This window comes from Parabacteroides merdae ATCC 43184 (genome assembly GCF_025151215.1).
Classification (GTDB): domain Bacteria; phylum Bacteroidota; class Bacteroidia; order Bacteroidales; family Tannerellaceae; genus Parabacteroides; species Parabacteroides merdae.
The window spans coordinates 15,336-35,396 of the sequence record NZ_CP102286.1 but is presented as its reverse complement, the minus strand read 5'-3'; the positions used below and the strand labels follow the sequence as shown (position 1 = coordinate 35,396).

Sequence of the window (20,061 nt, the reverse complement as noted above, 5' to 3'; positions counted from 1 at the left end):
AAAAAGACCCTCTGCAAAAACAAAAGGCAGGGGGTCTTTTGTTATATCTCCAAAAGTCACTAAATCTCTAAATAAAAAGTACAAAATGAAAAAGTATTTTATCGCAGTAGCAGCACTGGCATTTTTGGCTGCATGTAACGGAAAGGCAGCAAAAGACACTCCCGTGTTAGTTGAAGAAGAAAGTATTGCCGTCGCCGAAGCGGCTCCCGATGCTCCTTCTCTGCCGGAGCTACCAGTTGTAAAAGCTAAACCGGCAAAGCCGGTCAATATGCGCGACTCCTTGAAACTGGATCCGAAAAAGGGGGCAGTCGTACAAAAAAAATATAAAGGGACTATTCCTGCCGCCGATGGACCTGGTATCGTTTACGACCTGACATTGTTCTATCAGCAAGATAGTGATGACGGCGTTTATGAATTGGACGCCACTTATCTGGAAGCCGAAAACGGCAAAGACCAGACATTCACTTCTACCGGTAAACGCCAAGTGAAAAAAGGAACTCCTGCTGATGCAAGCGCAGTCATATATGAACTGATCCCAAGTGATGGCAGCATGGTATTTTATTTCCAGGCAGAAGGGGATAGCCTGACCATGCTGAACCAGGAATTACAAAAAGCCGCCTCCGACCTTAATTACACGCTAAAGCTCGTACAATAATCGATACATCTTCACAGCACATCTTTTATATAAACAGAAAAGAGGCACTCCGACTCCTGGAGGCCTCTTTTCTGTTTATGATTTGTAAATTGGAATAGCAATAGGGATAAATCATTTGATTCCTAATTTCGCTTTGATCGCTTTAGGAAGTGCATCTTTGTGAACAACGATGTTCATAGTCTTGTAACGGACAAATGCCTTGGATGCATACCAGATGCCTTCATACTTATTGGAAGTACCCCAAGAGTTCTTCACCATGTAGTATTCGTTACCTTCCTGGTCTTTAGCGATACCATAGATCTGCATACCGTGGTCATCAGTCGTTTCGTAGTTGTCATAAGCCAACTGGCGTTCTTCCTGCGTGCACCATTTCTGTGGTTGAGGTTTTGTATTCAGTTTCTTTTCTTCCGGTTTCAATTTCAACCAGTGGGCCATGTCGGAACCGCTCAGTTCCTGAACCTTTTCATTGTCAGGCATAACGGCTACACCATCACGAGTAAAGCCGGATTCGCTCACGTCAGAACCCCAGGCAATCGTATAGCCGGTATTGATAGCATTGTCGAACACTTCCATCAATTCGTCGATAGGCAAGTTGTAAGACAATCCATGACGCCAGTTATCCTGGACTTCGATCGGAAATTGGGTATAGAACGGACGATGTGTATAAGATGTCAAAGACACATAGTCGGAAGGATTCAAACCGGTTGACTTATAGAAAGACTGCGGAGTATATTCTTTACCTTTATAAGTAAATTTCTCTGGAGCCTTACCCAAATAAATTTCGTGAACGGCAGCAACCGCTTTTTTCCACAACATGACGTTATTCTCATCTGATTGCAATTTACGCAGTTTGCCTTTGGCTACAGCTGCGACCATTGCATCTGCAAGGGCGGAAAGTTCGGTATGGTTGCTCAACGTATCGCCATACATCACACCCGGACGCATTTCTTCTTCCGGAACCAGGCCAAAAGCCTCCATTCCATAAATCACGTCATAGAAAGAACCGCCTTGTGAAAAAGAAACGTCCCCGTGAGTACGCACAGCTGCATCCGCACGATCCAGATAAGTATTGTAAACCGTAAACATTTCGGATAAATCGTATTCACCCTTTCCCATACGAAGCAATTCAGATTCCAGGAATGCCATTGTCGAATAACACCAACAAGTTCCGGCTCGATTCTGGTTCTTAATCGAAGTGATCGGATTCTCCTTCACTGTCGTAAAAACAAACCCTTCTTCATTTTCCTTCTTCCCTGATTCTTGTGCATGGATTGTTGCAGACATCGTCATGGCGAACAGCATACCAACCGCAATAATTGTCTTTTTCATGTAAATCTATTTATATTATGTTATTAGATTAATTTTGAAGGGCAAAGATACGATTAAATTGACAATGGGCAATGGACAATTGACAATTTAAACTGTATCTTTGTCAGACATAATAACTATAATATAAAGAAAACATGAAGATCACAATTATCGGCGCCGGAAATATCGGCGGTGCCATAGCACGAGGATTAGCAAAAGGTCATATGTTTAAAGCATCGGATATCACTTGCACGGCACAATCAGATACGACTCTGGAGAAAATGAGGAATACGAACCCTGATTTCGTCCTCTCGCTGGACAATGTAGAAGCGGTCAAAGGCGCCGACATCATCGTCATTGCCGTAAAACCGTGGCGCGTAGAAGAAATTATCGACCAGATCAAAGGCATACTCGACTATGACAAACAGATAATCGTTTCCGTTGCCGCAGGTATCACATTCGATCTGCTGAACACCTATCTGACCAAAAACACGGGGTTCGACGATTGCCTGACAACCCCGACTATTTTCCGTATCATGCCGAATACGGCAATCGAAGTGCTTAGCAGTATGACTTTCGTAGCAGCCCGTAATGCTTCCAAAGAGCAAACGGACTTAATCATTAATATCTTCAACGAATTGGGAAACGCGATGTTGGTCGAAGAACGCCTGATGTCTGCCGGAACCGCTTTGGCTTCCAGCGGGATCGCATTCGCCTTGCGCTATATCCGCGCAGCCATCGAAGGCGGTGTCGAATTAGGTTTTTACCCGAAGCAGGCACAGGAAATCGTTGTCCATACGGTGAAAGGAGCTGTCGACCTCTTATTGGAAAACAAAAGCAATCCTGAAACGGAAATCGATAAGGTAACAACTCCGGGAGGTATCACCATCAAGGGATTGAACGAAATGGAACTCTCCGGCTTCACCTCTTCCGTCATTCGGGGATTGAAGGCAAGCAAATGATGATTTTTATTCTGCAAACGTGTTATTGATTACGAAAACAACTGTCATACCATCATGAATACAATAACTTTTTCACATGTAACATATAGCATATTTTCAGCAATATAGTTACATTTTTTTGTCGAGACCCGGGTGTCAGACATCTACAGACCCGGATCTCAAGACCGCTCAGATGGAGGTGTAAACGGCCCTGATACGGGCATTTTGAGGAAAAAATCTAACGTCTTTCTTACAAAAAAGTAACGTGTTTCGGCAAAAAAGGCTTATGCTTTCCTGAAAACATTCCGTTTTTAACACTTTTGGAGTGTATCTGTTTCGGGTAAAACGGCTAAAATGATGGTTAAACAACTGATTTATGATAGTTGCATGATAGTTAAAAAGGAAACTATCATATCTATATATCATGATATTCAAGTTGTACACAAGAAACATGATGGTATGATAGTTGTTTTTTTAAAATCCATTATAGTGTTGACAAATTTGAACCACAAATGCCGATTTATCCGTTACTTTTCTCTTGAAAGAATAGTAACGGATAAAGTTCAAATCCGATCAGAAAGCACGGACCGCTTTCCGGCGATCCAATTCTGCTTTCAGCATACGAAGTTCACGGCTGGTTTGCCCGGCAACCGAAGTGTTTTCCTCGGCACGGCGGATCAGGTATGGCAAAACATCCCGCACTTTTGCATACGGTACATATTTGGTTACGTTATAACCTTCATGAGCCAGGTTGAAAGAAATATTGTCACTCATACCTAACAGTTGCGCGAAGAAGATACGGGGATCATCGCGCTTTAAGCCTTTTTCATCTATCAGCTTGGCCAATTTATAGTTGCTCTCTTCATTATGCGTCCCCATAAACATTTCGAAACAGTCGAGATGATCCATTGTGAAGCGGACAGCCTCGTCGAAGTTCTCGTCCGTTGCCTGCTTATCCTTACAGATCGGATCGGGATATCCCAAAGCAGCTGCCCTGGCACGCTCGGCTTCCATATAGGCACCACGTACGAATTTCACACCGGCAATATATCCTTTCTCTTTCGCATCGTCCAAAATACGGCGTAAATACGGCATACGGTCATGGCGGTACATTTGCAAAGTAGCAAATACGATCGCACGTTTCTTATTATACCTGCGCATGGCCTCATCGGTCAAAGAGTCGATGGCATCCTGAAAACAATAGTCTTCAGCATCCACAATCAAGCGTACGTCATTGTCGTAGGCACGCTGGCAAAAAGCCATAAAGCGTTCCTTGAACTCCCGGTAAGCTTTTACTTCTTCGATGGTCAATTCCTCTTGCTTTTCGGATACCTTAGCAAGAAGTTCGTCCGTTATGATGGTGGACGGTTTGAATACGGCATAGGCCAGATTATCATTTCCCTTTGCAAAATCAATCGAACGTATGGTTTCCTCAAAAGTAGCTTGTATTCCTTCGGGCGTTTGCTCTCCTTCGGCTGAAAAATCCAAGGTGGAGCGTACATTGAATTTCCGCAGATGGTCGATCGCCTTTGTACAGTCCTGCAAAGTTTCACCTCCGACAAATTGCTTGTATAAAGTCGGCTTGACCGCCCATCCTAACGGAAAATGAATATTCAAAGCAATATTACTTACTACACTGGCACACTTTACCAGCCACGGATATTTGATCGTATTGAACAGCAGATAAGCATTTTTCAGCTCAGACTGCGATTTGGCAGAGAAAGCAATTTCGGTATTATTAAAATCTAACATGGTATTTGATATTAGTTGACAGTTAACGCATTAAAATGAATAGGAATACCGTCTCACAAAATGTGCCAATCACCAATTCATAAGAGAAACTCTTTCATTGGCATATTGGCACATCCTGATTTATCGGCTCATTGATAAAATTAATTACTTTTCTCCAAGAAACGGATAACCATAGCTTGTCGGCGGAACCAAAGCCTCTTTGATACAACGGGCATTTGTCCAGCGAATCAAGTTCAACGGCCCTCCGGCCTTATCATTCGTACCCGAAGCACGCGAACCGCCAAACGGCTGTTGTGCAATGACGGCACCTGTCGGTTTGTCGTTGATATAGAAGTTACCCGCGGCATAACGCAATTTATTGAATGCCATATCGATCGCATAACGATCGCGTGCAAAAATAGAACCGGTCAAACCATACGGAGATGTACGGTCGCAGAGTTCGAGTGTTTCTTCATATTTATTATCATCATACACATAGATCGTGATAACCGGACCGAAGATCTCCTCCACCATACTCTTGAACATCGGGTCCGTAGTCCGGATGACAGTCGGTTCAACAAAGTAACCTACGGACTTATCTCCATTTCCACCGAAAACGATTTCCGCATCAGGAGACTGTTTTGCATAATCGATATAGCTCATGATATTGTCGAACGAAGCTTCATCGATAACCGCATTGACAAAATTCGTGAAATCCTGGACATCTCCCATTTTGATTTCTTTCAGCATATCGCCGACATAGTCCTTTACTTCTTTCCAGAGTGAAGCAGGGATATAGGCACGTGAACCAGCCGAACATTTCTGTCCTTGATACTCAAACGCACCGCGCACAATAGCTGTCGCCACCTCCAAAGCCGGAGCAGAAGGATGGACAAAGATGAAGTTCTTGCCGCCTGTTTCACCGACAATCTTCGGATAAGATTTATAATGTCCTAAATTCTCACCGATCTGACGCCAAAGGGTGTTAAAGGTTGAAGTGGAACCTGTGAAATGGAAACCGCCTAAATCACGGCTGGCCGTTATGACTTTGCCGATCACGCTTCCCTGCCCCGGAATAAAATTGACAACACCGTCGGGCAAACCGGCTTCCCGGAACACTTTCATCAGGAAATAGTTAGAATGGATAGCTGTTGTCGACGGTTTCCAGACTGCCACATTTCCCATCATGGCAGGCGCCATGTTCAAGTTAGAGGCAATGGAAGTAAAGTTGAACGGCGTGAGCGAAAACACGAAACCTTCCAAAGCACGATATTCCATCCGGTTCAGGATACCTGTTTCCGAATAAGGCTGGTCGGCATATACCTGACTGGCATAAAAAGTACTGAAACGAAGGAAGTCGATCAATTCGCAAGGAGCGTCGATTTCTGCCTGGAACGGATTCTTGCTTTGTCCCAACATGACGGATGCGTTCAATATATAACGATATTTAGTGGAAAGCAATTCTGCTACACGCAGCATGACGGAAGCACGTTCTACCCAAGGAAGTTCAGACCATTCCTTATGCGCCTTCATTGCTGCATCGATAGCCATCTGCACTTCTTTCTCTCCGGCCTTATGATAAGTGGCCAATACATGGTGGTGATCATGCGGCATCACGACTTTGCCGGTATTGCCTGTACGGATTTCTTTACCTCCGATAACCAATGGTATATCCCATTCTTCAGAAGAGAGCTGCGCAAGAGCCTTTTTCAAGGATGATTTTTCACTTGAACCAGGAGCGTATGCTTTTACCGGCTCGTTAATAGGCTTGGGGAAACTAAAAATTGCGTTGTCCATAGTATCTCTTATTTATTAAGTGTTCAAAGACTGATTATTTCAGCGCTGTAAACATAATCAATAATTTTCTAAAATAAGAGACAGGAGCGTTAAATTAAATTTAAATCAAAGGGGCCAAGATATTCTCGTCCAGCATCAACAATTCAAGCCGTAGAGCTGTTATCTTAACATATTAATCATCTTAAATGTAAAAAATATGGCTATAAAGAGTGTTTGGATAGAAGAAGATTGTATCGCTTGCGGCACATGCGAAGGCATTTGTCCCGAAGTATTTCAGGTTACAGACCGCTCACGTGTAAATGAAGGAGTAAACTTCAACGATTATGAAGAAGGTATAAAAGAAGCCGCCGAAAGCTGCCCGGTCAGCGTCATCAAATACGATTAAGAAGCTTTCTTATACAGCATCTAATAAATTATTATTCAACAACCTACAGTTTTCTACCGGAAGAAACGTTTGTTTCCTCGGCTGGAAACTGTAGTTCTCTCCGCAGGAAACTATAACTTCTTCAGCGGGAAGCAGCCAATACAAAAAAACATCTTCCGCACTTCCTTTCAAAATAACTAAATAACATTACATTCCTCTTTCCTTAGACATTTTGCTTTTTATTCCTATCTTTGGAGCATCATAAATATAATAATCAACGGAGATGAACGAACAGATAAAACAAATTGCGGAGCGTTTGGCCGGACTTCGGGATGCATTGGAAATCACGCCTGAAGAAATGGCCAAGGTTTGTAACCTGACTCCCGAACAGTATATGAAGCTGGAAAGCGGTACTGTAGATATTTCAGTAAGTGTATTACATCAGATTTCACAGGCTTACGGGGTTGAGTTGACCACGCTTATGTTCGGTGATGAACCTAAAATGAGCAGCTACTTTATCACTCGCAAAGGAAAAGGTATTGCCGTGGAACGGACTAAAGCATACAAATACCAGTCGCTTGCCGCCGGGTTTGTCGGTCGGAAAGCAGATCCGTTCATGGTTACCGTCCATCCGGCTCCAGACGGGACACCGATTTATCTGAACTCGCATCCCGGACAAGAGTATAATATGGTACTGAAAGGCCGCATGTTATTACAGATCAACAACAAAGAGCTGATACTGGAAGAAGGCGACAGTATCTATTTCAACTCCGAACTGCCGCATGGAATGAAGGCACTCGATGGAGAAAAGGTCAGTTTCCTGGCAATAATCCTATAAATTGACAATTTAATCATCATGTTAGAAAGATTCATAAACAAGACGACCTTTGAGTCGCAGGAAGATTTTATAAAGAATTTCAAGATAAAAGTCCCGGAGAACTTCAACTTCGGATATGACGTAGTAGATGCATGGGCGGAAGAAGAACCCGATAAGATTGCGCTGTGCTGGACAAACGACCAAGGGGAACACATAGACTTCACCTTTGCCGACCTGAAAAAATATACCGACCAGACTGCCGCTTATTTCCAGTCGCTGGGAATCGGCCACGGTGATATGGTCATGTTGATACTGAAACGCCGTTATGAATTCTGGTTCTCGATTATCGCGTTGCATAAATTGGGAGCAGTGGTGATCCCGGCTACCCACCTGCTGACAAAGAAAGATATCGTCTATCGTGCGAATGCCGCCGATATCAAGATGATCGTCTGCGCGGGCGAGGAAGTGATCACCCAACATATCATCGACTCGCTGCCCGATTCACCCTCTATAAAGAGTGTTGTTTCGGTAGGTCCCGAAATCCCCGAAGGCTTCGAGGACTTCCACAAAGGTCTCGAAAACGCGGCTCCGTTCGTACGTCCGGAACATCCGAACAGTAACGACGACATTTCACTGATGTATTTTACTTCCGGTACAACCGGCAACCCGAAGATGGTGGCACACGATTTCACCTACCCGCTGGGGCATATCGTGACCGGAAGTTTCTGGCACAACTTGCATAAAGACAGCCTCCACCTGACGATTGCCGACACCGGTTGGGGGAAAGCCGTATGGGGAAAACTGTATGGACAGTGGATTGCCGGAGCAACCGTATTCGTGTACGACCACGAGAAATTCACACCGGCCGATATGTTACAGATGATACAGGACTACCGCATCACATCTTTGTGCGCACCTCCTACCATCTTCCGTTTCCTGATACGCGAAGACCTGACAAAATACGACCTGTCGTCCCTCCAATATTGTACCATTGCCGGCGAAGCCTTAAACCCTGCCGTATTCGACACGTTCTACAAACTGACCGGCATCAAGCTGATGGAAGGTTTCGGACAGACGGAAACAACCTTGACCGTCGCCACTTTCCCGTGGATGGAACCGAAACCCGGATCGATGGGTGTCCCTAATCCGCAATACGATGTAGACTTGTTGCGCCCGGACGGAACCCGTGCCGAAGATGGAGAACAGGGACAGATCGTGATCCACACTACAAATGGCAAACCGATCGGTCTTTTCAAGGAATATTACCGGGATGCCGAACGCACACGCGAAGCATGGCACGACGGCCTGTATTACACGGGCGATGTCGCCTGGCGTGATGAAGACGGTTACCTCTGGTTCGTGGGCCGTGCCGACGATGTTATCAAAAGTTCCGGCTACCGTATCGGCCCGTTTGAAGTAGAAAGCGCCCTGATGACGCATCCGGCGGTTGTAGAATGTGCCATCACTGGTGTTCCAGACGAAATCCGCGGACAAGTGGTAAAAGCCACCATCGTTCTGGCAAAGGACTACAAGGATAAAGCCGGAGACGCTTTGGTCAAAGAATTACAAGACCATGTCAAAAAAGTGACAGCTCCGTACAAATACCCGCGCGTCGTCGAGTTCGTAGACGAACTGCCGAAGACGATCAGCGGCAAAATACGCCGAGTCGAAATCCGAGCAACCGACAATGAAAAGAAACACACAAAATAATGGTCAATTGCCAATCATCGATTGGCAATTCAACCGTATTGCGGTCAAGATAGGCAGCAACGTGCTCACCCGCAAGGATGGCACGTTGGATATTACCCGGATGTCCGCCTTGGTGGATCAGGTGGCCAAACTACATCGGAAAGGCGTGGAAGTCGTCCTTATTTCCTCCGGTGCGGTCGCTTCTGGACGCAGTGAGATAAAGGCCAGCAAAAAGCTGGATCCCGTCTCTGCCCGCCAGCTGTATTCCGCAGTCGGGCAAGCCAAACTGATCAACCGGTATTACGAACTGTTCCGCGAACATGGCATGACCTGTGGCCAGGTGCTCACCACGAAAGAGAACTTTGGCAGCCGCACGCATTACCTCAACCAGAAACATTGTATGGAGGTAATGCTCGAAAATAAAGTGATTCCCATCGTGAACGAAAACGACACGATATCGGTTACAGAATTGATGTTCACGGACAATGACGAGCTTTCCGGACTGATCGCCACCATGATGGGAATGGATGCTTTGATTATCCTTAGCAATATCGACGGAATATATAACGGCAACCCATCCGATCCGTCCTCCACGGTTATCCGCGAGATCGACGGCAGCAAGGAAGACCTGTCGGAATATGTACAAACCAGCAAGTCGTCATTCGGTCGTGGCGGCATGCTTACCAAATGCAGCATTGCACAGAAGGTGGCCGACGAAGGCATCACGGTGATCATTGCCAACGGCAAGAAGGACAACATCCTGGTAGACCTGCTCGCCAAAGACAGCCGGACCGTTTGCACGCGTTTCATCCCGTCAAACAAACCTGTCAGCAGCGTAAAAAAATGGATCGCCCACTCCGAAGGCTTCGCCAAAGGCGAGATACACATCAACCGGGGGGCCGAAGAGGCACTGTTAGGTCCGAAGGCGACCAGTATCCTGCTGGTCGGCGTCACCCGGATCATCGGCGACTTCGAGAAAGACGATATCGTCAAGGTTATCAACGAGGAAGGCGTCCAGTTAGGAGTCGGATGCGCAGGTTACGACAGTACGGAAGCACGAGAACTGATCGGCAGCCGGGATAAAAAACCGTTGGTACATTACGATTATTTGTATCTGGATTAACAACAACGAGCATACGACCATGATTAACGAATTATTGCAACATACCCTCGCCGCTTCGCGCCAGCTTGTCACGCTGGACGATGCCACCATCAACCGCATCCTCATAGACACGGCTTCGGCTTTGCTGACACGCCAAGCCGAAGTCTTGGCTGCCAATGTCGAAGATTTGTCGCGTATGGACCCGGCAAATCCGAAATACGACCGCTTGAAACTGACGGAAGAACGTCTCGCAGGTATTGCAGGAGATATGAAGAACGTCGCCTCGCTACCGTCGCCTCTTGGGAAGCTGTTAAGCGAAATAACACGCCCGAACGGCATGGTGATCCGCAAAATGACCGTTCCCTTCGGCGTGATCGGTGTCATCTACGAAGCACGCCCGAATGTCACCTTCGACGTTTTCTCCCTTTGTTTCAAGAGCGGGAATGCCTGCGTGTTGAAAGGAGGTTCGGATGCCGACAGTTCCAACCGTGCCTTAGTGGCGATTATCCACGACGTACTGACAAGACAAGGCGTCGATCCGGCTGTCTGTACACTCCTGCCGCCCGACCGCGAGGCGACGACCGAGCTGTTGAACGCCGTCGGCCTGGTGGACCTTATCATTCCGCGGGGCAGCAGTTCACTGATCAATTACGTCCGCGACCATGCCCGCGTACCGGTCATTGAGACGGGAGCCGGTATCTGCCATACCTATTTTGACAAAGATGGAGACAAAGAAAAAGGGCGCGAGATCGTCAACAATGCCAAGACACGCCGCGTCAGCGTCTGCAACGCTTTGGATTGTCTGATCGTCCATCGCGACCGATTAGGTGACCTCCCTTATTTGTGTGGAAAACTGTCCGGTAGCAACGTCATTATCTATGCCGACGAACCCGCTTTTGCCGCTCTTTCAGGGCACTACCCTACCGCTTTGCTTCAGCCGGCTACGGCAGACAGCTTCGGCACCGAGTTCTTAGACTACAAAATGGCGATCCGTACAGTCTCCTCCTTGGATGAAGCCCTGCAACATATCGCCCGCTACAGCTCGAAACACAGCGAAAGCATCGTCAGTGAATCGACAGAAGCCATCCGCCGTTTCCAGCAAATGGTCGATGCCGCCTGCGTCTACGCCAATGTATCTACGGCTTTCACCGACGGGGCACAGTTCGGTTTCGGAGCGGAAATCGGTATCAGCACACAGAAGTTACATGCCCGCGGCCCGATGGCGTTGCCTGAACTGACGACCTACAAGTATATCATCGAAGGAGACGGACAAATACGAAAATAGTCCCTGCCTCGGTGTTAGTATTATCATATGACACTAACAATACAGATATAACGGTATTGCCATAAATCAGAAATCATTGTTTATCTTTGTAGGCAGAACAATTTTAAATGAGACATGATATGAGAAACTTCACTTGTGTACAGGATTTGGGCAACCTCAAGCAGGCACTCGCCGAGGCTTTCGAGATTAAGAAAGACCGTTACCAGTTTACCGGGCTGGGCAAGAACAAGACGTTATTGATGATATTCTTCAACTCCAGCCTCCGTACCCGCCTCTCCACCCAGAAGGCTGCCATGAATTTAGGTATGAACACGATGGTGCTCGACGTGAACCAGGGAGCCTGGAAACTGGAAACCGAACGCGGCGTGATCATGGATGGCGACAAGCCCGAACACCTCCTGGAGGCTATTCCGGTGATGGGTTGCTATTGCGACGTGATCGGCATACGTTCATTCGCCCGTTTCGAAAGCAAGGAAGATGATTACAACGAAAAGATATTGAACCAGTTCATCCAATACTCCGGCCGTCCGGTATTCAGCATGGAAGCGGCTACCCGCCATCCGTTGCAGAGTTTTGCCGACCTGATCACGATCGAGGAGTATAAGAAGACTGCCCGTCCGAAAGTCGTCATGACTTGGGCACCACATCCGAAAGCCCTGCCGCAAGCCGTGCCTAACAGTTTCGCCGAATGGATGAATGCGACGGACTACGAGTTTGTCATCACCCACCCGGAAGGCTACGAACTGGACCCGCGCTTCGTCGGCAACGCTCGCGTAGAATATGACCAGAAGAAAGCGTTCGAAGGCGCGGACTTCATCTACGCCAAGAACTGGGCAGCCTATGCCGATCCCAACTACGGCAAGGTTCTCAACACGGACCGCAGTTGGACCGTCGACACGGAAAAGATGGCGTTGACCAACAATGCCTACTTCATGCACTGCCTGCCTGTCCGTCGCAATATGATCGTGACAGACGACGTGATCGAAAGCCCCCAAAGCATCGTGATCCCCGAAGCCGCCAACCGCGAGATTTCAGCACAAACGGTGCTGAAGAAGATATTGACTTCACTCTTGCCGGGGGATTAATCCCCCCGGCTAAAGAATCCCCTGGCAAATATCACAGATTATACGTCAGCGTCACCCACGTCACCTGTGCGTCACGGTTGCGGACCTGGGTCATTTGCAAGTCTTTCGTATCGACGATCGTTGTTTCTTCGAGGCCGTTGAAGATGTTATTGATGCTCAGGTTGGCACGCAGCTTGCGGTGCATGAAATATTGGGAGATACCGGCATTGACGCTGGAACGGTGCTTGATCTTTCCCTGCGGGGTCAACTGGTCGGAGATGTAAAAGCCATCGAGCTGCAACTCCGTTGTCGGCGTGATGCTGATGTTGACAGAGCCTTTGATATCGCCGCAGACCATCGACTTCTTCCGGTCATAACCGATCGTGCGCCCGTCGATCTCATCCCGATAGATATCGCCTGACAAACCGAGAGACAGCATACGGATCGGTTGCCAGGTTGCGGACAGTTCAAAACCGAATGTCTGGCTATGGCCGATATTCTCTTTTGTCCAGATCGTTCCGTTTTCCCCTTCATCCAGGACTTTGTCCATGATGCGGTTCTTCTTATTCCGGTAATACAGGCTCGGTGAGAACCAGAAAGCAGAAGTAGCATACGAATAAGACAACTCGACCGAATGGATCATCTCGTCTTTTAAATCAGGATTCCCCTTCCAGACATGCGTAGCGTCGCTACGGTCGGTGAACACATTCAGGTAGCTGCCGTAAGGACGGATTACGCGTTGCACATAGCTGAGAGCCAACTCCCCGACTTTATCCGCCCGGTAGCCCAACTTCAAACGGGGGAAGAGATGGAAACGAGAAGTGCTCTTAACCATCGGTATCTTTTCAAGCACATCGTCGGTCTGATAACGCGTATCTATCTTTTGCAAGTTCAGTTCGCCTTGCACGCCGGCTTCGGCATAGAAACTGCTCCATCTCTTTTCCAAAGCAGCCAGCAACAAATTCGTACGGCGATTAAAGTTATATTCATTTTCTTTCTGCGGGTCGGACTGCCACTCTCCGGCAGCCAGTTTGTTCCCGTAAGCGTGATAGCTCTCATCCTTGAAACGCCCGATGTATCCTACCCGCAAATGCCAGTCATCGGCAAAGAGTTTGCCGTAGAGGACAGACAGGTAATAATTATTCTTGTCCTGATTGACATAGTAATTATCCTCGGCAATGATCTTGCCTGTTTCCGGCTTCTCGTTCTTGTATTCGTTATCTTCGTCATACCCGAAATTATTGTAATTGAACACGACGTCCAGACGATCCTTCGGATTGTCGAAGGTATGGTTCCAACGCGCCTCTGCGGCATAGGCTTCCTGCCGTTGGTCGTTATAACGGTGGCGGAACATCACCGGTTGCAGATTCCCGTCCACCAGCTTATTGTTATGGATCTTCCCGTAGCGGCTGTAATCCATCAGGTTATACAGACCGTAAACCGTGATCAGGTCGTTTGCCGTCAGGTCATATCCGACACTCAGATCGGCGAGATGCACATCGGGGCGGGCGGACGCATTATTGTTCATGACGGTTGTCCCCCCTTTGTTCGTCGTCGACTTGCTGAACGTACGCTTACGGAACTCCCGGCGATAATTATATTTTCCGACAATATGAAACTTGCCCGGATGCAAATTCAGGATCGCACCGGCATTATAACGTTCCTGGAATCCGGCTCCCAACGTCAGGACCAGAGGCGAATCAGCAGCCGTATAAACAGCAGATGACAGGTTCAGAATCCCTGCATCTCCATCCGGCACAAGCCCGATGGAAGGAGTCGACGTCATCGACACCCGGTCGAAGAACAGTGCCGGAAGCTGGATCAGCATATCCCCGCTATACTCTTCCAGCAAGCCGTAGGGCACTCCGTTTATCAGCAAGCCGGGATTATTGGAACCACGGAACGTGATTCCTCCCTCGATATCGGTCACAACGGAAGGCAACAGGCGGAATACGTCGGCTGTCGTCCCCGTCAGGCCACTCAGGTTGCTGTCCACCTGCAGGCGTTTCACTTCCCCACCGGTCAAGCCTCCAAAGCGTTTTCCCTGGATTTCAACACTCTGCAACGAGACAGTTTTATCTACAGGAACCTGTGCGAAAACAGACAGGCTCAGGCAAGCAATAGCCGGAAGGAGTAATAGTGTTCGTTTCATATATATAAATCACATAAGTTTAAAAACAAAAAAAGTCTGTATGTTACATGCATACAGACTGTCCTCGTCACTGATTGCCGAATGATTATTCAGCAGGAGCAGCTTCAGTTTCAGCAGCCGGAGCTTCAACAGCAGTTGAATCACCTTCAGCAACCGCAGTTTCTTCTGTTGTAGCTTGTTCAGCTGGAGCGACAACTTCTTCTACTGTAGCTTCTGTTTCAGTTTCTGCAACTTCAGTGTTTTCTGCTGATTTGTTGCCACAAGATGCGAATGATACAGCTGCGATAACAGCAGCAAATGCAACTAACTTTTTCATTTTGTTTTTTAATTTAAACGGTCTATAATATCTTCTTGTCTTAAAACGATGCAAATGTATGTATTAATCAAATATGTTGTACAACATATTGCGCTTTTTTTCAAAATATTTTATACACAAGCCTCAACGATTTGATTTACAGACCATATAAACTAATCAATAGTTGCTATACAAGTAACGCTTAATACTTTTCTTAGGCGTCTTTTCGAATTCTGTCGGATACAATTGCAGGGCGGAAACAGCTTCGTAAGGTGCTAAAAGTTTGTTAAGTTCGATCCGGTTCTGCTCCATGATGATCGGAAGATCTTCATGCGAAATTCCCGTGCTGTCCACCGTATCGTAATCCGGATAAACAAGCCCTACCAGCTTACCGTTCTTCTCTATTATGATGCTTTCCATTACGAACGGCAAGTTGTTCAGCTTCGATTCGATCTCTTCCGGATAAATGTTCTGTCCGCTCGCCCCCAAGATCATCGTCTTGCTACGGCCACGGATATAAATACGGTTATCGGCGTCGATCGTCCCCAAGTCACCCGTACGCAACCAGCCGTCCTCCGTAAAAACCTTGGAAGTCGCTTCCTCGTTCTTATAATAACCTTTCATCACATTTTCGCCGCTCACCTGAATTTCTCCTACCTTATTATAAGGATCTTCCGAGTCGATACGCACCTTCATGATGCCCTTCAATATCTGGCCGCATGAACCGGGAACATACTCGTCATTATGGTCATAGCTGATCAGCGGTCCACATTCCGTCATACCATAACCAATCGTGAACGGGAATTTGATCTTATAAAGGAAATTCGTCACCTCCTCATTCATGGCCGCTCCTCCCACGATCACTTCACGAAAACGTCCGCCGAAGGCATCAACCAGTTTCTTCCGTATCTGTGCATAGATACGGGAATCCAGCAATGGAATATTCAACGCCACCTTCATAGTCGTCTTGCTAAGCTGCGGCAGGATCATTTTCTTGTAAATCTTCTCCAGGATCAACGGGACCGTCAGGATCAGGTTCGGTTTCACCTCCTCGAAGGCTTTCAACAGGATTTTGGGAGAAGGAACCTTCCCCAACAGGTAAACATGCGCTCCGACAGCCATCGGAACCAGGAAATTGAACGCACAACTATAAGCATGTGCCAACGGCAGAAAACAGAGTTCGCGTTCCCCCCTGTACAATACGCCAAGCTCGATGCCGTACATCACATTCCCCGCCAGGTTGTTTCCGGTAAGCATAACCCCTTTACTGAAACCGGTCGTGCCGGAAGTATAGTTCAACAGGACCACTTTGTCATTGTCCAGTTCCGCATATTCGATATCATCCTTGCCGAAACCGTCCGGATACTTTTCCGCCATCTTCTCATCCATGCCTTTCAAAAGCTTCTGAATGCTTTCACCATCGCGCTGATGCAGGCAACGGAAATCGGACAGCGAAAAGACACCACGCACGTCCTCGATCATTTCCTCTTCCAGTGTATCCCAGATACGGTCACTGACAAAAAGGAAAACCGACTCGGAGTGATTGATAATATGATGCACATCGTTCGGACTGAAGTCCTGCAAGATAGGTACTATAATCGCTCCGTAGGTCACAGCGGCCATATAAACAATACACCAGCGGGCACTGTCTTTTCCGATCAGAGCAATCTTATCTCCCCGCCGTATCTGACATTCTTCAAATAGGATATGGATACGGGCAATCTCTTTGGCCACATCGGCGAAAGAAAAGGTCGTCCCTTTGCTGTAATCCGTCAAGGCGGGCAGTTCCCAGTTCTTCTTGAAACTTTTCTCGTATATCTTGATAAAATTCTCTTGTATCATACTGCACACTGTATTATAATTCGCGCAAAAATACAGACTATCCGACAAATACACAACAGATAGCCAGAGTTTAACCAACAGTACAACAATACCCAAAGGTTTGACAAACTAAATTTTTACCTATCTTTGGCAACCGAATAAACGGATGAGACATGAAGAACTGGAAAGTACTTATAACAATATGTGTGTTAGGATGCACTCGTATATGTGCACAAGAGACAGGGGCGAACGACACCGTCTCCCGCCATCCGCTCACACACGGGGTCGGTATCGACTTCCGTCCCGTCTACCTCATCCCCACCAATGAGTTCTTTGCCGGCGAGAACGCTGCATGGCAACCCTTGCGTAAGTCCGTGTCGGCACACCTGAAATACTCTTTCCGGTTTCATCCCGATTCGCGCTACGGGAAATTATACCCGCACACGTACCAGGGAATCGGTGTCTCATACCACTCTTTCTTTGACAAGGCCGAGATCGGGACTCCGGTTGCAGTATATGCATTCCAGGGAGCACGCATAACCCGGCTCTCCTCCCGCCTGTCACTGGATTACGAATGGAACTTCGGGGCCTCTTTCGGATGGAAAAAGTACCATCCAGGAACCAACGCCTATAATTATGTTGTGGGGTCAAAGATCAATGCCTATATCAATTTGGGATTCTTGCTGAACTGGCAACTGGCGGCAGGATGGCAACTGACGACAGGCATCGACCTGAGCCACTTCTCCAACGGAAACACCCAGTACCCCAACGCAGGCGTCAATACCGTTGGAGGCAGGATAGGTCTGGTGCACACCTTCAGAGCAAATGCCGGGACGGTGATGACAGGCAGGCGGACCACACAACGCATCAAACCTCACATCAGCTACGACATCGTCTTATACGGCGCCTCGAAACGAAAAGGGGTTATCAAGCCCGATGAAGCCTACCTGGCCCCCGGCTCGTTCGGCGTATTAGGATTCAATTTCAATCCTATGTATAACTTCCACCAATATTTCCGTGCCGGAGCATCGCTCGACGTACAATACGACGAAAGTGCCAACATCAAGGAATACGAAGCCGACTACAACGACCAGGCCGAGCACAGGTTTTACCGTCCGCCATTCAAAGAACAATTGGCAGTCGGGCTATCCGTACGGGGCGAACTGGTCATGCCGATCTTCACGATCAATGTAGGCATAGGCTACAATGTTTACCACAAATGCACCGATACGCAAGGGATGTACCAAATCCTGGCACTGAAAACATCTGTCACACGCAACCTGTTCCTGCACGTGGGATACCAGTTGAGCAAATTCAAAGACCCCAACAACCTGATGTTAGGGATAGGTTACCGGTTCCACAATAAACGATAAGAATATACTATCTCCAAACATTTTCCGTAAATTTGCGCGATAATTAAAAGACAATGATTGATAAGACTGTTTTTGAGAACAAGATAGCCGCATACTATACCTTAGGATGCAAGCTGAATTTCGCCGAAACTTCGACCATAGGGAAAGTCCTTGCCGAACAGGGCGTACGCAAAGCACGTCCGGGTGAAAAGGCCGATATTTGCGTTGTCAACACCTGCTCCGTGACAGAACTTGCCGACAAGAAATGCCGCCAGGCGATCCGCCGGATCGGCAAACAGCACCCAGGGGCGTTCATCGTCGTGACCGGTTGCTACGCCCAGTTAAAGCCGGAAGAGGTTTCCCATATCGAAGGAGTCGACCTTGTCTTGGGAGCCGAGCAGAAGCTGGATTTGTTAATGTATCTGGACGATCTGAAAAAGAGAGAAGAGGGAGGCGCCATAATCGCTTCCCGGACGAAAGATATCCGTACCTTCTCCCCTTCCTGCTCGGCAGACGACCGTACGCGCCATTTCCTGAAAGTGCAGGACGGATGCGATTATTTCTGTTCCTACTGCACGATCCCCTTTGCCCGCGGACGCAGTCGCAACGGGACGATCGCCAGCATGGTGAAGCAGGCCGAAGAGGTCGCCTCAAACGGGGGAAAAGAGATCGTGCTGACAGGCGTCAACATCGGCGACTTCGGGAAGAGCACCGGGGAGACGTTTATCGACCTGATCCGCGCCCTCGACGAGGTGGAAGGGATCGTACGCTACCGTATCTCCTCCATCGAACCGAACCTGATCACGGACGAGGCGATCGATTTCGTGGCATGCAGCAGACGTTTCGCTCCTCATTTTCATATTCCGTTACAGAGCGGAAGCGACGAGGTGCTGAAACTGATGCGCCGCCGTTACGACACGATCCTGTTCCGGCATAAGATCGAAAAGATCAAAGAGGTCATGCCGCACGCCTTTATCGGCGTCGATGTGATCGTCGGTACGCGGGGTGAAACGGATACCTGTTTCGAGGAGGCCCGCACCTTTATCGAAAGCTTGGACATCAGCCAGCTGCACGTGTTCAGCTATTCGGAACGGCCGGGTACGCAGGCACTCAAGATCGACCACGTCGTCGACCCGAAAACCAAGCATGCCCGCAGCCAGCAATTGCTGGACATATCCGACCGTAAGCTCCATGCTTTCTACGAAGCGCATATCGGCCAGAAGGCGAATGTCTTGTTTGAACAAACACGCAAAGGAGGCATGATGCACGGCTTCACGGAGAATTATATCAAGGTGGAGATCCCGTACGACCACTCGTTGGTCAACGAAACCCGGCAGGTCATACTGGAAGGTTGGAACGAGGACAAAACGGCGTTAGTAGTAAAGATTATAGAATAAATGATTTATCCGTTACTTTTGGCTTGATCCAAAAGTAGCCAAAAGATCAAGGCTTAACCGACAGTACTTCTGCACCCCCGTGTCAAGCACGGGGGACAAGCCTGTTCCCACATCAAATGTGGGATCGCAAAGGAGCAGGTAGCATCGGCAATCCCCGAAGAGCCGTCAGGCTCTATTTCCGGCCTAAGCCGGTGAGCGTTAAGCGCAGAGACCGTAGTGAGCACCCGGAACGTCTGCTGTCTGAGCGAAGCGAGTTTCAGACGCGACAGCGAACGAAGGGAACGGAGTAGC

At 47.9% G+C, this 20,061-nt stretch carries 16 protein-coding genes; 10 read left to right on the top strand and 6 right to left on the bottom strand.

The genetic code is table 11. The features are described 5' to 3' along the window. Positions 1-85 precede the first annotated feature (85 nt). Entirely contained in the window at positions 86-655 is a 570-nt protein-coding gene (locus tag NQ542_RS00135) for a copper resistance protein NlpE (protein WP_005637025.1), read from the top strand. Positions 656-766: 111 nt separating this feature from the next. Here NQ542_RS00135 and NQ542_RS00130 read toward each other — a convergent pair whose 3' ends face one another. Next, positions 767-1,984, bottom strand: coding sequence for a C1 family peptidase (locus NQ542_RS00130; protein WP_005637027.1), 1,218 nt, complete (start codon positions 1,982-1,984; stop codon positions 767-769). A gap of 134 nt (positions 1,985-2,118) precedes the next feature. Between NQ542_RS00130 and proC the strand changes: the two genes are divergently transcribed. Then, positions 2,119-2,925 carry a pyrroline-5-carboxylate reductase gene (proC, locus tag NQ542_RS00125; RefSeq protein ID WP_005637029.1) on the top strand — a complete coding sequence of 269 codons (807 nt, stop codon included), beginning with the start codon at positions 2,119-2,121 and terminating at the stop codon, positions 2,923-2,925. Between the two features lie 552 nt (positions 2,926-3,477). On the opposite strand, the gene NQ542_RS00120 is transcribed toward proC, so the two are convergent. Both NQ542_RS00120 and pruA read right to left on the bottom strand, forming a co-directional pair. Beyond that, entirely contained in the window at positions 3,478-4,656 is a 1,179-nt protein-coding gene (locus NQ542_RS00120; protein WP_005637033.1) for a proline dehydrogenase family protein, read from the bottom strand. A 144-nt stretch (positions 4,657-4,800) separates the two neighbouring features. Continuing rightward, on the bottom strand, positions 4,801-6,432 hold the full coding sequence (gene pruA, locus NQ542_RS00115; RefSeq protein ID WP_005637034.1) for an L-glutamate gamma-semialdehyde dehydrogenase: 1,632 nt from the start codon (positions 6,430-6,432) through the stop codon (positions 4,801-4,803). A 196-nt stretch (positions 6,433-6,628) separates the two neighbouring features. On the opposite strand from pruA, the gene NQ542_RS00110 reads away from it, so the two are divergent. The 6 genes from NQ542_RS00110 to NQ542_RS00085 all read left to right on the top strand — a co-directional run bounded on the left by NQ542_RS00110 (position 6,629) and on the right by NQ542_RS00085 (position 12,774). After that, positions 6,629-6,817, top strand: coding sequence for a ferredoxin (locus NQ542_RS00110; protein WP_005637036.1), 189 nt, complete (start codon positions 6,629-6,631; stop codon positions 6,815-6,817). Positions 6,818-7,079: 262 nt separating this feature from the next. Beyond that, positions 7,080-7,634 (top strand): helix-turn-helix domain-containing protein, encoded by a 555-nt coding sequence (locus NQ542_RS00105; RefSeq protein ID WP_005637039.1) that lies wholly within the window; start codon positions 7,080-7,082, stop codon positions 7,632-7,634. Positions 7,635-7,652: 18 nt separating this feature from the next. After that, positions 7,653-9,323 carry an AMP-binding protein gene (locus NQ542_RS00100; RefSeq protein ID WP_005637041.1) on the top strand — a complete coding sequence of 557 codons (1,671 nt, stop codon included), beginning with the start codon at positions 7,653-7,655 and terminating at the stop codon, positions 9,321-9,323. Beyond that, positions 9,301-10,425 carry a glutamate 5-kinase gene (gene proB / locus NQ542_RS00095; RefSeq protein ID WP_005637042.1) on the top strand — a complete coding sequence of 375 codons (1,125 nt, stop codon included), beginning with the start codon at positions 9,301-9,303 and terminating at the stop codon, positions 10,423-10,425. The genes NQ542_RS00100 and proB overlap by 23 nt, the downstream gene beginning before the upstream one ends. 19 nt (positions 10,426-10,444) lie before the next feature. Further along, entirely contained in the window at positions 10,445-11,689 is a 1,245-nt protein-coding gene (locus NQ542_RS00090; RefSeq protein ID WP_005637043.1) for a glutamate-5-semialdehyde dehydrogenase, read from the top strand. 119 nt (positions 11,690-11,808) lie between these two features. Next, positions 11,809-12,774: a Rossmann-fold NAD(P)-binding domain-containing protein gene (locus NQ542_RS00085; RefSeq protein ID WP_005648048.1), complete on the top strand. Its 966-nt coding sequence runs from the start codon at positions 11,809-11,811 to the stop codon at positions 12,772-12,774. 31 nt (positions 12,775-12,805) lie between these two features. Here NQ542_RS00085 and NQ542_RS00080 read toward each other — a convergent pair whose 3' ends face one another. The 3 genes from NQ542_RS00080 to NQ542_RS00070 form a co-directional block, all read right to left on the bottom strand. After that, entirely contained in the window at positions 12,806-14,905 is a 2,100-nt protein-coding gene (locus NQ542_RS00080; protein ID WP_005637045.1) for an outer membrane beta-barrel family protein, read from the bottom strand. Positions 14,906-14,990: 85 nt separating this feature from the next. Next, positions 14,991-15,221 (bottom strand): hypothetical protein, encoded by a 231-nt coding sequence (locus NQ542_RS00075; protein ID WP_005637046.1) that lies wholly within the window; start codon positions 15,219-15,221, stop codon positions 14,991-14,993. A gap of 156 nt (positions 15,222-15,377) precedes the next feature. Continuing rightward, a complete protein-coding gene (locus tag NQ542_RS00070; RefSeq protein WP_005637047.1) occupies positions 15,378-17,042 on the bottom strand; it encodes an AMP-binding protein in 1,665 nt (554 codons plus the stop codon). Positions 17,043-17,194: 152 nt separating this feature from the next. Between NQ542_RS00070 and NQ542_RS00065 the strand changes: the two genes are divergently transcribed. Then, positions 17,195-18,394 carry an acyloxyacyl hydrolase gene (locus NQ542_RS00065; RefSeq protein WP_005637048.1) on the top strand — a complete coding sequence of 400 codons (1,200 nt, stop codon included), beginning with the start codon at positions 17,195-17,197 and terminating at the stop codon, positions 18,392-18,394. A gap of 53 nt (positions 18,395-18,447) precedes the next feature. Then, entirely contained in the window at positions 18,448-19,770 is a 1,323-nt protein-coding gene (mtaB, locus tag NQ542_RS00060) for a tRNA (N(6)-L-threonylcarbamoyladenosine(37)-C(2))-methylthiotransferase MtaB (RefSeq protein WP_005637049.1), read from the top strand. Positions 19,771-20,061: the final 291 nt, after the last annotated feature.

What these genes read in the sequence shown, in the direction of transcription:
- NQ542_RS00130 (WP_005637027.1), bottom strand. Translation starts at nt 1,984, where the DNA reads ATGAAAAAGACAATTATTGCGGTTGGTATGCTGTTCGCCATGACGATG.
- pruA (WP_005637034.1), bottom strand. Translation starts at nt 6,432, where the DNA reads ATGGACAACGCAATTTTTAGTTTCCCCAAGCCTATTAACGAGCCGGTA.
- NQ542_RS00085 (WP_005648048.1), top strand. Translation starts at nt 11,809, where the DNA reads ATGAGAAACTTCACTTGTGTACAGGATTTGGGCAACCTCAAGCAGGCA.
- NQ542_RS00090 (WP_005637043.1), top strand. Translation starts at nt 10,445, where the DNA reads ATGATTAACGAATTATTGCAACATACCCTCGCCGCTTCGCGCCAGCTT.
- NQ542_RS00070 (WP_005637047.1), bottom strand. Translation starts at nt 17,042, where the DNA reads ATGATACAAGAGAATTTTATCAAGATATACGAGAAAAGTTTCAAGAAG.
- proB (WP_005637042.1), top strand. Translation starts at nt 9,301, where the DNA reads ATGAAAAGAAACACACAAAATAATGGTCAATTGCCAATCATCGATTGG.
- NQ542_RS00100 (WP_005637041.1), top strand. Translation starts at nt 7,653, where the DNA reads ATGTTAGAAAGATTCATAAACAAGACGACCTTTGAGTCGCAGGAAGAT.
- NQ542_RS00105 (WP_005637039.1), top strand. Translation starts at nt 7,080, where the DNA reads ATGAACGAACAGATAAAACAAATTGCGGAGCGTTTGGCCGGACTTCGG.
- NQ542_RS00065 (WP_005637048.1), top strand. Translation starts at nt 17,195, where the DNA reads ATGAAGAACTGGAAAGTACTTATAACAATATGTGTGTTAGGATGCACT.
- NQ542_RS00110 (WP_005637036.1), top strand. Translation starts at nt 6,629, where the DNA reads ATGGCTATAAAGAGTGTTTGGATAGAAGAAGATTGTATCGCTTGCGGC.
- NQ542_RS00135 (WP_005637025.1), top strand. Translation starts at nt 86, where the DNA reads ATGAAAAAGTATTTTATCGCAGTAGCAGCACTGGCATTTTTGGCTGCA.
- mtaB (WP_005637049.1), top strand. Translation starts at nt 18,448, where the DNA reads ATGATTGATAAGACTGTTTTTGAGAACAAGATAGCCGCATACTATACC.
- NQ542_RS00120 (WP_005637033.1), bottom strand. Translation starts at nt 4,656, where the DNA reads ATGTTAGATTTTAATAATACCGAAATTGCTTTCTCTGCCAAATCGCAG.
- NQ542_RS00075 (WP_005637046.1), bottom strand. Translation starts at nt 15,221, where the DNA reads ATGAAAAAGTTAGTTGCATTTGCTGCTGTTATCGCAGCTGTATCATTC.
- NQ542_RS00080 (WP_005637045.1), bottom strand. Translation starts at nt 14,905, where the DNA reads ATGAAACGAACACTATTACTCCTTCCGGCTATTGCTTGCCTGAGCCTG.
- proC (WP_005637029.1), top strand. Translation starts at nt 2,119, where the DNA reads ATGAAGATCACAATTATCGGCGCCGGAAATATCGGCGGTGCCATAGCA.